The following is a 15,653-nucleotide window of genomic DNA, read 5'->3' on the forward strand; positions in this document are numbered from 1 at the left end:
AACTATATAAAAAAATATTTAATAATGTGGGAATAATTTGTTAACATTATTAAAATAGTTTTAATTGCCTAATGTTGATTAGTTAGAAAGATATCGCCATATTGATAGTTTTTATCCAACAAAGAAATAATAAAAATAAGATTTAAAGGTATATTTGAGGTTTTTCCAAAATGAATTCTAACTTAAACCAAATGTTTGTAAAATCTAATTTATACCCTAAATTAGTTCAAAATGATATCAACACTTTAAAAGAATTGATTTTTTATAAACCTAAAAAATATCAAAATTTCCTTTTATCTAATATTAACCAAGCGATGGATAAAGAAATAATTAATGTTATAGGAAAAATTGTTAGCGAACCTATTTTATCTAAAGACAATTCTGATAAAAAAAGACTTAATTTTCACACCTTAATCCATGATGATGTAGTTTTGGATGTTGTTCTTTTTAATAAATTTCATTTAGCCAATTTTTTAAAGATAAATAAAAATGTTTTTATTAAAGGTAAATATAATTTATATAATAAAAGCATTACTGCTTCGTTAATTTCTTTTGATTTAAAAAACAAAAATAAAATAAAACCTGTGTATGGTATTAAAAATATTACTGATCGTTCTATCACCACTTTTTTAAAAAATATTTTTAACAAACCGCAATTAAAAATAAAAGAAAATTTAAGTCCTCTTTTTTTCAAAAAATACAATTTAATCGATAGAAAAGAAGCTTTAATGAATCTTCATTTACCCAAAAGCCAACAATTACTTCATAAAACTTTAAAACGTTTTAAACATGAAGAAGCCTTAAATATAGCACAAAAATTATTTGAAGAAAAAAAGAAACTTCCTTTTAAAAAACCTTTAAATTATGGTAATTATTATATTAAAACAATGATGCAAAAAATCCCTTTTTCTTTAACTGATAACCAAAAAAAAATAGTCAAAGATATTTACAGTGATTTAAAACAAAATTATCCCACTAAAAGATTAATTCAAGGCGATGTTGGTTCGGGCAAAACTATTACTGTTTTTTTAGCCGCTATTGCAGTCATTAGCGTCAAAAAACAAGTTTTAATGATGGCTCCAACAGAAATTTTAGCTAAACAACATTATTTAAATTTTACTAAATTATTTCCTGAAATTAAGACTATTTTTATCACTTCTAAAAGTAAAAAGAAAAAAAACTTTACAAAAAGCTATTTATAATAATGAATATCAAATGGTTATTGGTACTCATTTGCTGGCGAATACAGAATTTCATGATTTAGGGTTGATTATCATTGATGAGACTCATAAATTCGGGACCGATGTGAAAGATAAAATTTCCTTTCAAAATCTTCAAGCAGATGTTTTATATTTAACAGCGACCCCAATTCCTAAAACTTTAGAGGTCATGTATTTCGGTTTATTAAAAACTTCTTTATTAACAGAACCTCCTTATGCTAAAAAAAGTATTATTACCGAAAGATTCCCTTTCGAAGAAATCGTTCCTTTATTAAGAGAAAATCAAGCTAAAAACGAACAAACTTATATAGTAGTTCCGGCTATCAAACAAAATACTAAAAAATTCAATATTGAAACCATAACGTCTTTTTTAGAAGAAGAGAAAATTCAACATCTTTATGTTTTACATGGTAAAAACAATAACCAAGAACAAGAAAACATTATGGCGGGTTTTGTGAAAAATCCTCAAGGAATTTTATTAGCTACTACTATTATTGAAGTAGGAATTGATGTTCCTAACGCAACAACCATTGTTATTTTAGGAGCCGATCATTTTGGTTTAAGTCAATTACACCAATTAAGAGGAAGAGTAGGGCGAAATGAAAAACAAAATTATTGTTTTTTAGTCCCTGAAAATCCAACAGATAACCAACGTTTAAATATTTTAGAACAAGAAAGTAATGGTTTTAAATTAAGCGAATTTGATTTAAAAAATAGAGGTCCTGGCGATTTTGTAGGTAAAAAACAAAGTGGTTATTTAAAATATCATTTTTTAAATGTGGCAACAGATTTTAAAATTATTTCTCAAGTACAAAAAGATTTTGAAAATTTAGAAAATAAAAAGAGGTTATTATGATTAAAATAGCAGTCGACGCTATGGGAGGCGATTTCGCTCCTAATTCTATTATAAAAGGCAGTTTAAAAGCGTTATCCGAAGAAAGAGATTTGTATCTTTATTTATATGGCGATGAACCGCAAATTAAAAAATTTTTACAAAACCATATTTCTTCTGAATTGCCTGAAACTTTACAAGAAAGATTAAGCATTATCCACACGCCTCATTATTTAGATATGGGCGTTAAAAACATTAGAGAAGAAATTAGAGATAATTCACAACATTCTATGTTTTTAGCTCTGCAAGCGGCTAAAAATAATGAAGTAGACGGCGTTGTTTCTGCTGGGCCTACGCAAGCTTTAATTTTAGCCAGTTATTTAATTATCGGCACTATTCAACCTATGAAAAGAATCGCTTTAGCTATCATTTACCCTTCTTTAGATGGTAGAACAAGAATTTTATTAGACGCTGGAGCTAATATCGAAATTAAAGCTGAAAATCTGTTATTATTCGCTATCGCTGCTTCTATTGTGGCTCAAGAATTATTCCATATTGACACTCCCATTGTTAAAATGTTAAATATTGGTTCAGAACCGCATAAAGGGAGAGTTTTAGAAATGGAGACTTTTGATTTATTAGAAAAAACTCCTCATGTTTTATTTAAGGGGAACGAAGAACCGCAAAATATTTTATACTCTGAGGCGGATATTTTATTAAGTGACGGTTTCACCTCCAATATGATTATTAAAACATATAAAGGTGCTTTTGACATCTTAATGAAAAACATAAAAAACGTTTTAACAGAAAATTGGTTCAAAAAAATCATTAGTAAATTACTTTTTCAAAAAAAGCTTCAAAACATTAAAAACAAATTAGATAGCAAAGAAATTGGAGGAGCAATGATTTTAGGTTTAAACAAAATCGTTGTTAAAGCTCAAGGCAACTCCGATTATTATTCTTTTTATAACGCTATTTTAAAAGCGAAAAAATTAATAGAAAAAGATTTTTTAACAAAACTTTCTCAAAAAATAAAAAATTGAAATCACATAAGGAAACGTTATGTCTATTAAACAGTTATTTAAAAGATTAAATATCAAACCAAAAAATATTTCTTTATTCGTTAACGCTTTAACTCATAGTTCGTACGCTAATGAGAATAACGCCAAACACAATAATAACGAAAGATTAGAGTTTTTAGGTGATTCGGTCATTAATTTCTTCATGGCTAGTTATTTATATAAAAACAATAAAGACGATGAAGGAGTTATGACCAAAAAAAGAGCTCAAGCAGTTTGTGTAGATTCTTTATTGATTTACGCTGAAGAAATTCAATTAAAAAAATATATTTATTTAGGTAAAGGAGAAAAAAAAAGATCCGTTCATAATTATTCTATTGTAACGGACGCTTTTGAGGCTTTATTTGGAGCTATTTATTTAGATTTAGGCTTTAAACAAGCACAAAAAACCTTTTATCAGGTTGTTTTGCCTTGTTTAAATAAAATCATTAATATTATTGATTTTAAGACTCAACTACAAGAATTAGTCCAAACAAAAAAACAAAATATTACTTATAAAATCATTTCTGAAAAAGGTTTAGCTCACGAAAAGGAATTTGTATCAGAAGTATATTTAGGCAAAGAATGGTTAGGAAAAGGTAATGGTAAAACCAAAAAAGCGGCCGAACAACAAGCTGCTAAAAAAGCTTTGGCCAAGATTTCTAAAGGAGGTATTTTAAAAAATGATTAAAACTTTATACGAAGAAGGTTTTTTAAATATAGAAAAAATTTTAATCCGTGAATTTAAAAAACTCCATTTAGAAATACAAGAATTAAGTGTTTTACTTTGTTTATTTGATTCTTATGAAAAAAAAATCTTTTCGTCCTCTTTTTTAGCTACAAAAGCGAACCTTTCTAAAAACGAACTAGAATCTATTTTAGAAAGATTAAGACAAAAAAATTTTTTTTCCATCCTACAAGATAAAAAAGATAATAAGATTATAGAAATCTTTAATTTAGATAATACTTTTGTTAAAATACAACAATTATATAAAGAGAAAAAAACTAAAAGTACTGAAAAAAAACAAAAAAACAATATTTCTGAAACTATTGAAAATTTAGAAACTTTAAAAGGCAGACTTTTAACTGGAAACGAATTAGAAATCGTGAAAAGTTGGTATTTAGAACAAAATTATACCCACGACAATATTACCCAAATAATCGTTCAAGCTGGTTTAAATAAAAAAGATTCTCTAAATTATATTGAAAGAATTTTAAGCCAAAAAAATCATGTAAAAATCGAAAATGACGATAAAGCTGATCAAATACTACATAAAATTTTTAAACAGATTAAAAAATAATGCATTATTATAACTTTATATAAAAAAATATGTTATAATTAAAATCGGTATTGGATCTTTATTGAAGATTTAATAATGAAAAAAAAGGAGATAATAAAATATTATGGTAGCAATGGATAAGCACAATAAACAAAGTTATTTAAAAACTAAAAATGGTAAAATAGTTCTTGGCGTTGTTAGTGCAGTTGTAGTAATTTTAACAGCAATTGGTGTTTGGTTCTTTATGAAAAATTCACCTTCTAAAGCGATTAAAAACTTAGACAGCAATTTAGTCTCTAAATGGGACGCTGTTTACACAGATGCAATAACAAAAGCGAACAACGAAAATAGCGCTGATAAAAAAGCAGCGGCATTGAAAAAAGTTGTTAAAACGTTAAGAACATATTACAAAAAAGATATGGACTATTTAACTAACGAAGAAAAAAACAAAAAACCTGAAGATGCAACTAAAAAAACAGCTTACGAGGAAGCTCAAAAAGCAGCTAAAACAGTTAAAGATGCATTAGATGAAGCTGATAAGGTTACTGGTCAAGACGATGCAGCAGTAACATCTCTTAACAACGCTTTAGCAAAAGTTACAAAAGACATCTGTCAAAAAGTAGTTACTCAATCTAAAATAGCTTACGGATTAGAATAATTTTTCAAAAAATTAATATTTTTTTAAATACACAATAAAAAAAGTTCCAATAAAGGAACTTTTTTTATTGTGTATTTTTATTTGTATTGTATTTAATAGCAAACTTAATAAAATCTTTAAATAAAGGATGTGGCTTCAGAGGACGAGATAAAAATTCTGGATGGAATTGAACCCCTACAAACCAAAAGTGATTTTTTAATTCCACTATTTCAGGGACTTTTTCTTCTTGATTAAAGCCAGAAACATTGAAATAAGGATCTTTATCAAAAAGAGGGAGATATTCTAAATTCATTTCATAGCGATGACGATGTCTTTCCTTAATTACTTCTTGTTGATAAATGGCATAACTTCTACTATCTTTTTTTAATTCTGAAGGATAAAGACCTAATCTTAAAGAACCGCCTAATTGTGTATTATATATTTTTTGAGTAATAACGGGATAAGGCGTTTTAGGATCTACTTCTGAGGAATTGGCTTGTTCTAATTTTAAAACATTACGAGCGTATTCTATCACCGCTATTTGCATACCAAAACAAATACCGAAAAAAGGGATATCGTTTTCACGAGCGTATTTAACGGCTTTAATTTTCCCTTCAACCGCTCTAAAACCAAAACCACCAGGCAATAAAATACCATCACAAGTATTTAACTGTTTTTGGATATTATCATTAGTTAAATATTCCGCATCAATCCATTTAATTTCAACTTTCACATCATGAGTGTATGAAGCATGTTTCAAAGACTCTTCGATAGATAAATAAGCATCATGAGAATCAATGTATTTTCCTACTAAACCAATAGTGATTGTGCGTTTTAAGTGTTCTATTTTATGAATTAATTGTTTCCACTGGGATAAATCAGAAACAGGAACATTTTTAATTTGGAAATGATCTAAAATAAAATCATCTATTTTTTGTCCGTGTAAATTAAGAATAATTTTATATAAAATATCAACATCTGTGTTATCAAAAATAGCTTTTTTTTGAACATCACATAAAATAGATATTTTTTGCTTCATTTCTGGAGTGATTATTTTTTCACTTCTTAAAATTAAAATTTGTGGTTGTATTCCCAAAGATCTTAATTCTTTCACACTGTGTTGAGTAGGTTTAGTTTTCGTTTCATTGGAAGATTTTAAATAAGGAATTAAAGTATTGTGTAAATAAAGGACATTATGAAAGCCTAAATCATAACGCATTTGTCTAATAGATTCTAAAAAAGGTAAAGACTCAATATCACCAACAGTTCCGCCTATTTCAATGATAATAATATCATAATCAGCGTTTTGAGCGATAGTTAAAATTCTATACTTAATTTCGTTAGTAATGTGAGGAATGACTTGAATAGTTTTACCTAAATATTCCCCTTTTCTTTCTTTATTAATTACAGATTGGTATATTTGTCCTGTAGTGACGTTAGATTCTCTTGATAAGTTTTCATCTAAAAACCTTTCATAATGACCTAAATCTAAATCTGTTTCAGCTCCATCATTAGTCACAAAAACTTCCCCATGTTGATTAGGGCTCATAGTGCCTGAATCAACGTTAATGTAAGGATCAAATTTTTTCATAAACACTTTTAAACCGCGTTGTTTTAAAATTTGACCAATAGACGAAGCAATAATGCCCTTGCCTAAACCAGAAACTACTCCACCTGTCACGAAAATAAATTTAGGTTGTTTTTTATTTTTATTCATCTTTTTTCCTTCTTCCTATGGGAGAAAAACAATTAGAACATATCCAACATTTGCTCTATTTTATGTCCAATTGTTTCACCGATATTAATTTTAGTTTCAGTGTTATTTCTAGTATTGTTTAAAATATCTTGATCAAAAGCAACTTTATTCGGTTTAATCAATAAAACTACGGTAGAACCACCAAAAGAAAAAAAACCTTTTTCTTGACCTTTAACAAACTTACTGATTTCATGATTGTTGATTTTACCAACCATCATAGCGCCGACTTCTATTTGCACTACTTGACCAAAATTATGGGTATGTAAAATATTATATTCTCTAGTATTTTCTTGTAGAACGTTAAATTGTTTAAAAGCTATAGGGTTCACTGTATGAAATTTACCCTTGATTTTAACCACTTTTAGGCCTAATAAGCCATCATCTATAAAAATATAACGATGATAATCATTAGCTTTTAACCTAAACATCACTAATTGACCATCTAAATATTCTGAAGCTAATTTATCATCTTTTAATAAATCACTTAAACAATAATTAACATTTTTAATAGTGTATACGCTATTATGATAAATAGGGAAAATACTAACTTGCCCTTCGCAAGGGCTAATGAAAGTTGTTTCCTTTCTATCAAAAAACAGATGTTTATATTTGCGTGTAAAAAAATCATTATAAGAACGAAATTTTTGCTTTTCGAATAAATCCAAATCTATATTATATTCTTTGATTGTTTTAGAGATGTGAATTTTAGACAAAAAGGTTTTAAAATATAAACTAGCTAAATAAGTCACAAATTTGGAAACAAGAATTTTTAAAAACAGTCTTTTCCAAAAGTTCTTTTCAATATTAGAATACACAAATATTTGTTGTTTGCTAGTAATCTTGTCTTCTAAAACATTCCCTTTTTTATCAACTATTTTTTTCATCTAAACGACCTTTAATTATTTTTTGAGACATATTTCTAAGTATAACAAAATCAAAATCAACGTTAGAAATAACGCACTTAAAAAGAAATATAAAATATTTTTTTGTTTTTTAAATTTAATTTTATCATAAACAAATAAAAAAGAAAATAACATGAGGAAAAAAAGATATATTAAAGGTGATAACCACTGAATATCCTCAAAACCTTTCCACAATTTACCTAATTGTAAGTGAATTAAAATTAAAACAGGGAACAGAACTGAGGAAAAAGTAACCGGAACGCCGATAAAACCTTTAGAATTTAATTCTTCATTTTCCTCCGTTAAAACGTTAAAATAAGCTAATCTAATTAAAGCTGCTAAAACATATAAACTACCAAAAAAGATAAAAGCGAATGTTAAAAGTGTATAATAAATAGATCCCGAAGGAACAACTTTTTTCAATAAAGAATAACCTATCGCTACTGGTAAAACACCGAAACTAACTAAATCAGCCAAAGAATCAATTTGTACACCATATCTTTTTTCCAAAAGATAAAGGTTTTTTTTACTACGACTAACTATGCCATCAAAAATATCGCAAATGCCTGATATTAACAAAAAAACAGAAGCTAAGCCGATTTTGTCTGTAAAAACAACTAAACTGACGCCAATAAAGCCGCTTAGTAAATTTAAATAAGTTAAATATACAGTATAATTGTATATACCTAAGAACATTTTTTTAACTCCGCTTACTTGATAATACAACTTATTGTTTTGTATTAGTATTTTTTTAAATTATCATATGGGGGGATATTTTATTTATCGTATAAATAATCATATTCATCATTGATATCATCCTCTTTGTCATCATCATCGCTCACAGAATTTAAATCTACTTGAGGTTTTTGGATATCATTATCTAAATGTTCTGAATCAATATCTAACTCTTCTTCTGTTTCTTCTTTGTGCTCATCGCTATCTTCATCATGACTATCATCATTTTTAGGTTTTAAGGTAAAATCTTCAAAATCTAAAATTTTATGATCAATATCTGTTTGTTCTTCATCATCTTTATCGTCTTTTTCAGCGTAATACTCTTTATCCCATAAATGTAGATTGCCCGCTTTAATGCACCAAAGATCTTGACCATTAAAAACAAAAAGACCACTTAAAACAATATCTAAATATAGTTGAGAAATTTTCTCAACATCAGTGAAATCTAATTGTTTAATTTGGAAAACTTGTTTCATTAATTGATAAATAGGTATAGATGTTTTATTTTGTTTTAAAATTTGATAAGAAATATCAATCATTGAATTATTAGGGTCGATTAGATTCTTTTTTTTATTCATTATAAATTGTTGTCCTCTTTCTAAGAAAATGATTAAAAGATAATAAAACTATCAAAAAGTGAATTCTAAATTTTCAGAAGCTTTATTAATGACTTCTCTTGAAGCATTTTCTACTTGTTTTAAAACTTCGTTAAAAGATAATAAAATACTTTCTTGCAGAATATCTAAATTTTTAAGAGCTTGGGTATTTTTAATACGAACATCAACAACTTGTTTAGTCCCTTGCATCACTATCATCACATCGCCTATTGTAGCGATAAATTCTTTGGATTCTAATGTTTTTTGCTCTTTTTGAATAGCTTCTTGCATTTTTCTTAGTTTATCAAACATATTAGTATTAGTATTCATTTTCACTCCTTATTATATCTTAATTTTTACTGTATCAAAACCAAAATATTCTCTAGCTAGTTTAATTAGTTCTAATTCATTTTGTTCTATTTTGACAAGGGAATTTTGTTCATAAAAAATATTGTCTAAATGAGATAAATCAACATCCATCGGATTATTAGTTGTTTGATATTTATCAAAAGCCACTTTGATCACTTCATCCCAATGTTTTGGCAAAATAACAAAATAATCATTGATAATAGTTTTTTTAGAGTTAAAAAGCTTCTTAATGTTTTTTTTCACATTAACATTTAATAAATTCTTATAATTATTCATATCCGAACAAGCCAACAACATTTCTTTGTTTCGTCCGATCATCAAAAATTTAGCTTCTGATAAAACTTTGGCAGAAGCTTCTAACTCTAAATTATCAGAATAAGTTTTTAAATTAGCCCATCTTTTTTTTAAAAGAGTAGTTGTTTTATCATCTTGATTAAGCAGAATTTTTTTAATATGTTTTATTAAATGATTTTCTGATTCTATCGCTTCTTCTGCAACAATTTCCTTTTTTTTAGCCAGATAAGATTTTTTAGGTTCTTTTTTAGTGCAAGGAAGGTCGTTATTAGAATATGAAACATTATTGTTACAATTATGATTTTTCACCACTGTATTAATGTTTTTGGCAGCGATAGAAGTCTTTTTAATAATTATATTTTTGTCAAAAAACAGATTATGTATTTTAATGAAGTTTAAAATTAAAGAATTTTTTTTAGTGGGGAAATGGATAATATTTTGTTTTAAAGTTAACAAGATTTCAAAAAATTCATTTCTTTTAGAATTGGTTAACAAACGGAATAAATTTGTATTTTCTTGAGGATTAGTCACATGTTCTAATAATAATTTTTGAAAAAAATCAATTAAATCATCTAAAAAAGGTGAAATTTGCACATTAGGTTTCAAAATTAATTCTAAAAAAGTTATCATTTGGTTGATGTCTGGTTGAACCAAATATTCGGCTAATTGGTTTATTTTACTTTCCGAAATAACGCCTAACATTTTTTCAATATCTTTTTTTTCAATCAAGTTAGTTTTATAAGAACTGATTTTATCTAATAAATTTAAAGCATCTCGCATACTTCCGTCTGAATAGGCTGCTATAGTGTTTAAAGCTTCATCAGTAATTAAAATTTTTTCTTCTTCCGCAATAGGGTTTAATTTGGTTTTAATTTCTTCATCGGTCAAATTCGGTAAATAAAAATGTTGAGTTCGGGAAAGAATGGTTTTAGGAATTTTAGCTAATTCACTAGTGATTAAAACGAAAACAACGTTCACTGGCGGTTCTTCCAATAACTTCAATAAAGCGTTAAAAGCATTGTTAGATAAGACGTGAACTTCATCAATAATATAAACTTTATATTTTAATAAATGAGATTTATATTGAGCTGTGTCTTTTAATTCTCTAATTTCATCTACGCCATTATAAGAAGCACCATCAATTTCAATCACATCTAAATTTGCTTTTTGGTGGACCGCTAAACAAGACTCACATTCATTACAACAATCTTGTCCTTGAGGATTTTGACAGTTAATGGCTTTAGCTAAAATTTTAGCCAAAGTGGTTTTACCTACGCCTTTATTACCGCTTAACAAATAACAATGATGAATTTTTTGCAATTTGATAGCGTTTTTTAAAGTTTTAATAACAACTTCTTGACCTACCATTCCATCAAAATTTTTAGGTCTATGTTTACGATATAAAGCTAAATAAGACATACACAATAAATCCTTTTTCTTATAAATTCATTCTTTTATATTATATTCTTTCAAGAGGTTTTATGAAAGGGAGAAACCTAAAACTTTAACTAAATAAAGAATAAAAAATTTTTATTTGACTACAAATAAAATCACGTCTTAATATTCTACCATATGAAAAGCCTTTTTTCTAATGTAGTGCATCTTTTTCTTCATTTTTCTGCTTCTCAACTTTTTTTGCCGAGAAAAAGAGAAATTTGAAAAAAGAAAAAATTTCTTTTAAGGCTTTTTAGACAGTCTAAAATGTAGTTTTTTTTACCTTTTTACAAAGCGGCCTTTTTCAGTTCAAAACGAAATAAAAAGTTTAAATTTAGCCAAAATTAGGTTGATTTAATGAACCAAACAAACGCTAAATATCACACAAATATTTAACTTTTCCCAATTTAAATATGATAAAATTACTTATGTAATGAATAAATATTTTATTCATTTATTATAATATGAAGATGTATTTTAATAAATCTACTAGAAAGGATTTTTAAATAAAATACAAATGTTTTCGCAAAATAAAAATTATTTATCTAAATTTTTACAATTAACAGGAATTTTATCAGTTTTCATATTGATTTTCTTCTCTCATAATAAGGTGTTTGGGATGACTGGAGATGGTGAAAAAACTCCGTCTATCCAAGAACAGATTTTAAAAATAAAAAATAAAGACCAACAAAAAGACGATATCAAAGGCAAAGCTGACGCTTTATTGCAAGAAATATCAAATTTTGAAACAGCAATTCAAAACATCTTTACTACTGCCATTATAGAAGAGTTAAAACAACTCTTAAAAGATGTGGATTGCGATAGTTTATTAACCGAAATAAGTAATAAATTAGCAATCAACACCATTCTGCAAGATGATAAACAGATTTTGGAAGATATGCAACAATCGGTGACAAAAATAAAAGAGCAAAAACAGAATTACTTAAATGATGTTTCAGTTTTATCCAAAGCAGGTGAAAAAACTTTGGAAGAAGTTAAAACAGCTTTCAACAACATAATAGGTCAAAATCAATTATTAGAAACCAATATGAGAGGTTTAGAAAATCAACAAACAAAATTGACGGCTGCTAATAAATTAAGTGACACCAATATCAGTAATTTAAGAAAGAAAATAAATAATTTTTTAAATAAAAGTACTTCTTCTAAATTGGAAGTTAAAAAAACACAATTAACCAAAATCGAAACAGATTATCAAAACTTAAACAAAGCTGAAACATCGAAAACAAGCGATCAAAAAACCGCTGAAACAACTGATAAAAACAGTAACAAAGATTCTGAAACTGCTAATGAAGACATTAAAAAGGGAGCTGAAACACCAAAAAAAGCTGCCAAAACGACAAAAAGCACTACAAAAACTGATGATAAAGAAAAAAACATCAACACTTTCCAGATTATAATTATAGGTGTTTTTATCGCTATAATGATTTCAGTGATTATTGTTTGGATTTTACAACAAATTAAAAAACCTCAATCTAAAAGATAATAGGTTTCTTATAAATAAGAAACGTCTTTAATAAAAAAACATCTTTATATCTAAATAAAGATGTTTTTTCTTTTAAACGATAATAATATATAATTTTATTTAATTAAGCAAAAGATAAATCAATTCTGGCTAAATATTATATTATGGGGAAAAATAAAACTATTTAACAAATGCTTAAGTAAAAAAATATTATCAAAATTTTTTTTATAATTGGCGGAGCAGAAGGGATTCGAACCCTTGCACCAAAAATTGGACTACGTCCTTAGCAGGGACGCCTCTTATAACCACTTGAGTACTACTCCATCTGAAACATTTTTTGCCATCATTAATCAATCGAATAATTTCCTTTTTTTTCTTAGAAATTTATTCAAAGATTATTAGACAAAAACATTATAACAAAATATATATTAAAAAAACATATTTATTGACTTTTTATTAATTCATTGTGCAACTGAATTCAATAAAAAAGATGTTTATATCATGATTATTGCATATTAGAAACATTTATTGATAGAATAATCATTCTAGAAGAGGCCTTATATGTTAAAATAAAAAAGACATAAATGTAATAATTCACATAAAATACAAGCATAATTGTGTTTATGCAATCACTCCCATAAACAATTCTTTCTTTCACGCTTCATATATTCGCACCAAAGGAAAAAATAATATGACTAAAAAAATAGATTTAAAAAAAATAACTTTAGGAGCTAATTTAATAGCCATGGCTTTTATATTAGCTCAAATTAACCAAAAGTTTCTTTCAGGCAGTTTATTTAGTTTTAAAAAAATGCCGATTGTAGACGCTCAATTATGGGTTTTTTGGCACTTTCCTTTATTCGTTTTAATGTTTTTATTTAGTTTTAAATATGCTTTAACTTTTTTATTGATTTACTTATTTATTGATGGGGCTTTTTATTCCTCATTTCAATACATACAAATCTATAATACTTTTCAAACTTTATTTGTAGACGAAAGTGCTGTTATTGTCATGAAAAATATTATATTTGGGGCTTTTATACCTATTTTAGCATATCTTTTTCTATCTTTTCTAAAAATGGACGAAAAAAATTATCAAAAAATGTTACTATTTTTCACTATTATTATCATCATTCAAAGTATTTCTCGCACAATTAACGGTTATGCGTGGCTAACTATTATTAAAAAAAATTTATCTACTCGTGAAGGTCTTTTTGTGAACTTGATAAACGCTTTTTTTAATGGTGGCGCAACTAAATCTTGGTTTATTTTATGGTTTTTAAATCTGATTCCCGTGATTACTTCCAATGCGATCAACTTAGTGGTCTTTTTATTATTTAGAAATAAAATACAAACTTTTTATCAACAATTTAATTTCAACGAAAAACATAGTTAATCATCAGATAGAAAAATTTTTTAGCAAATAAATGAAACACAACAAGCCTTTTTTCAATTAATAAAAGGTTTTTTTAACAAAAGATGTTTATTAATGACTTTTTCTTGTTATAAACTTTTCTCAATAAAATATAATTATAAGTGTTCATGCATTAATAACATTCTAATCCATAAGAAAGAAGGAAACATTTTTTATGAATGAAAAAAATAATAAAAAGAAAATAGAAATTTTTGGTTTTCACCCTTTATTGTTTTTAAGTTTTGTTGTAATAATGATTTTAAATATCGTTTATATGAGAATAGATCAAGACAATAAAAAATTATGGCATCCTTTATTAACGCCTTTATTTATTGCTATGGTGTTAGGGATTGGTTTAAATTATATTGGTTCTAAAACGCCTTTTTTAAACAAATTAGGCTTTGGTTTTTTACTTTTTATATTAGTACCATCTTTTTTAATTTATCAAGAAATAATACCAAAAAACATAGCTGATAATTTTGATAAAGCTTTTTTCAATAAACCAGGAGCAAATGCTGGTTTAGGAGTTAATTTCTCACAATTCTTTATCACTATCGTTATCGCCGGCAGTCTTTTAAGCGTGGATAGAGATTTATTAAAAAGATCTTTAATCAAGTTTATTCCCATCACTTTAATCGCTATTATCTTTTCTTTTGTTGTTAGTGGTTTTTTAGGTTATTTAGCTAATTTTCAACCAGATTTTATTTTCTCAAAGAAATCTCAAGGTAGTTTCTGGGATAGTATTTTCTTTGTGTTTGTGCCTTTAACTAACGGAGGAACTAACTTAGGCATTGGTGGTTTTTCCAATGGTATTTATAAAGACGCTTTTAAAGGGTCAGCAGAGGCAAGTCAAATTAGAAGTGTTCTTTTAGCGCCTTTAATTTTAGCCCGTGTTTTAAGTATTTTCTTCGCTGGTTTATTATTTGTTTTATTTGATAAAACTAAATACAGCGGCAAAGGTTCTTTAGAACAAAAAAAGATTGACCATTCTCATAAGTCTACCAAAACACCTTTAGAACATCAACAAATAGGCATGGGGTTATTAATCATTTTCACTCTTTATAATTTAGGTAATATGATTAACCAAGTTTTATTTAGTTATTTAGACGCAATGGTATATGTTATTATCATTTTATTAGTTATTAAAATTTTTGATTTATTGTCTGATAAGTATCAAAATTCTGTATCCCAAGCCGGCAAATTCATGTCTATTAATTTTACAGGTCCTGTTTTAGCCGGTTTAGGGTTAACTACTAATTTTGCCACTTTAATAAATACTTTAAAAACACCTAGTGTTGTATTAATCGTTGTTACTTCCTTAACGGTGGCTGTGATAACAACTTTTATTTTCGCCCAATCATTAGGTTTTTACCCTCTAGAATTATCTTTAACTGCTGGACTTTGTTCGCACAGTATCGGCGGAACAGGCAATTTAGGTGTAATGGCTATTAGTCATCGAGAAGATTTATTGCCTTTTGCGACTATAGCGACTCGTGTAGTTGGTCCTCTAGTATATATCGTATCCACCTTCGGTTTTAAATATTTATATATGTAACCCAATCTGGTTTTAGACCAATTTACAAATGATATGTTTAACTTTTTATTATTTGTTAATTAACAAATATTTATTAAATTGTTATAAT

15 protein-coding genes and 1 tRNA gene are annotated in these 15,653 nt (G+C 26.8%); 9 read left to right on the forward strand and 7 right to left on the reverse strand.

The features are described from left to right. Positions 1-170 precede the first annotated feature (170 nt). From ON17_RS03945 to ON17_RS02790, 6 genes are all read left to right on the forward strand, one after another. The gene (locus ON17_RS03945; protein WP_017191978.1) at positions 171-1,202 is read left to right on the forward strand and encodes a DEAD/DEAH box helicase; all 1,032 of its coding nucleotides are present in this window, start codon (positions 171-173) and stop codon (positions 1,200-1,202) included. Continuing rightward, positions 1,195-2,076, forward strand: coding sequence for a helicase-related protein (locus ON17_RS03950; protein ID WP_334198829.1), 882 nt, complete (start codon positions 1,195-1,197; stop codon positions 2,074-2,076). Before ON17_RS03945 ends, ON17_RS03950 begins: the two co-directional genes overlap by 8 nt. Continuing rightward, positions 2,073-3,095, forward strand: coding sequence for a phosphate acyltransferase PlsX (gene plsX, locus ON17_RS02775; protein ID WP_017191980.1), 1,023 nt, complete (start codon positions 2,073-2,075; stop codon positions 3,093-3,095). Before ON17_RS03950 ends, plsX begins: the two co-directional genes overlap by 4 nt. Positions 3,096-3,114: 19 nt before the next feature. Further along, on the forward strand, positions 3,115-3,801 hold the full coding sequence (rnc, locus tag ON17_RS02780) for a ribonuclease III (protein ID WP_017191981.1): 687 nt from the start codon (positions 3,115-3,117) through the stop codon (positions 3,799-3,801). Then, the gene (locus tag ON17_RS02785; protein WP_017191982.1) at positions 3,794-4,411 is read left to right on the forward strand and encodes a DnaD domain protein; all 618 of its coding nucleotides are present in this window, start codon (positions 3,794-3,796) and stop codon (positions 4,409-4,411) included. The genes rnc and ON17_RS02785 overlap by 8 nt, the downstream gene beginning before the upstream one ends. Before the next feature lie 103 nt (positions 4,412-4,514). Further along, positions 4,515-5,048 carry a hypothetical protein gene (locus ON17_RS02790; RefSeq protein ID WP_017191983.1) on the forward strand — a complete coding sequence of 178 codons (534 nt, stop codon included), beginning with the start codon at positions 4,515-4,517 and terminating at the stop codon, positions 5,046-5,048. Between the two features lie 64 nt (positions 5,049-5,112). On the opposite strand, the gene ON17_RS02795 is transcribed toward ON17_RS02790, so the two are convergent. The 6 genes from ON17_RS02795 to dnaX all read right to left on the reverse strand — a co-directional run bounded on the left by ON17_RS02795 (position 5,113) and on the right by dnaX (position 11,098). Beyond that, positions 5,113-6,744: a CTP synthase gene (locus ON17_RS02795; protein WP_017191984.1), complete on the reverse strand. Its 1,632-nt coding sequence runs from the start codon at positions 6,742-6,744 to the stop codon at positions 5,113-5,115. 32 nt (positions 6,745-6,776) lie between these two features. Next, positions 6,777-7,667: a phosphatidylserine decarboxylase gene (locus ON17_RS02800; protein WP_017191985.1), complete on the reverse strand. Its 891-nt coding sequence runs from the start codon at positions 7,665-7,667 to the stop codon at positions 6,777-6,779. A 15-nt stretch (positions 7,668-7,682) separates the two neighbouring features. After that, positions 7,683-8,381, reverse strand: a complete 699-nt coding sequence (locus ON17_RS02805) for a CDP-alcohol phosphatidyltransferase family protein (RefSeq protein ID WP_017191986.1) — start codon at positions 8,379-8,381, stop codon at positions 7,683-7,685. 80 nt (positions 8,382-8,461) lie between these two features. After that, entirely contained in the window at positions 8,462-8,998 is a 537-nt protein-coding gene (gene rpoE, locus ON17_RS02810) for a DNA-directed RNA polymerase subunit delta (protein ID WP_017191987.1), read from the reverse strand. 51 nt (positions 8,999-9,049) lie between these two features. Beyond that, on the reverse strand, positions 9,050-9,346 hold the full coding sequence (locus ON17_RS02815) for a YbaB/EbfC family nucleoid-associated protein (RefSeq protein ID WP_017191988.1): 297 nt from the start codon (positions 9,344-9,346) through the stop codon (positions 9,050-9,052). Positions 9,347-9,358: 12 nt separating this feature from the next. After that, on the reverse strand, positions 9,359-11,098 hold the full coding sequence (dnaX, locus tag ON17_RS02820; protein WP_017191989.1) for a DNA polymerase III subunit gamma/tau: 1,740 nt from the start codon (positions 11,096-11,098) through the stop codon (positions 9,359-9,361). Between the two features lie 634 nt (positions 11,099-11,732). Between dnaX and ON17_RS02825 the strand changes: the two genes are divergently transcribed. Continuing rightward, positions 11,733-12,617, forward strand: a complete 885-nt coding sequence (locus ON17_RS02825; protein WP_261974260.1) for a hypothetical protein — start codon at positions 11,733-11,735, stop codon at positions 12,615-12,617. 211 nt (positions 12,618-12,828) lie between these two features. Here the strand turns inward: ON17_RS02825 and ON17_RS02830 are convergent. Further along, a tRNA-Ser gene (locus ON17_RS02830) sits at positions 12,829-12,919 on the reverse strand. Between the two features lie 368 nt (positions 12,920-13,287). Here ON17_RS02830 and ON17_RS02835 point away from each other — a divergent pair. Both ON17_RS02835 and ON17_RS02840 read left to right on the forward strand, forming a co-directional pair. After that, on the forward strand, positions 13,288-13,992 hold the full coding sequence (locus tag ON17_RS02835) for a hypothetical protein (RefSeq protein WP_017191991.1): 705 nt from the start codon (positions 13,288-13,290) through the stop codon (positions 13,990-13,992). Positions 13,993-14,185: 193 nt separating this feature from the next. Further along, positions 14,186-15,565 carry a 2-hydroxycarboxylate transporter family protein gene (locus ON17_RS02840; protein WP_017191992.1) on the forward strand — a complete coding sequence of 460 codons (1,380 nt, stop codon included), beginning with the start codon at positions 14,186-14,188 and terminating at the stop codon, positions 15,563-15,565. Positions 15,566-15,653 lie beyond the last annotated feature (88 nt).

This window comes from Poinsettia branch-inducing phytoplasma str. JR1 (assembly GCF_000309465.1).
In the GTDB taxonomy this organism is placed as follows: Bacteria; Bacillota_I; Bacilli_A; order Acholeplasmatales; family Acholeplasmataceae; genus Phytoplasma; species Phytoplasma pruni.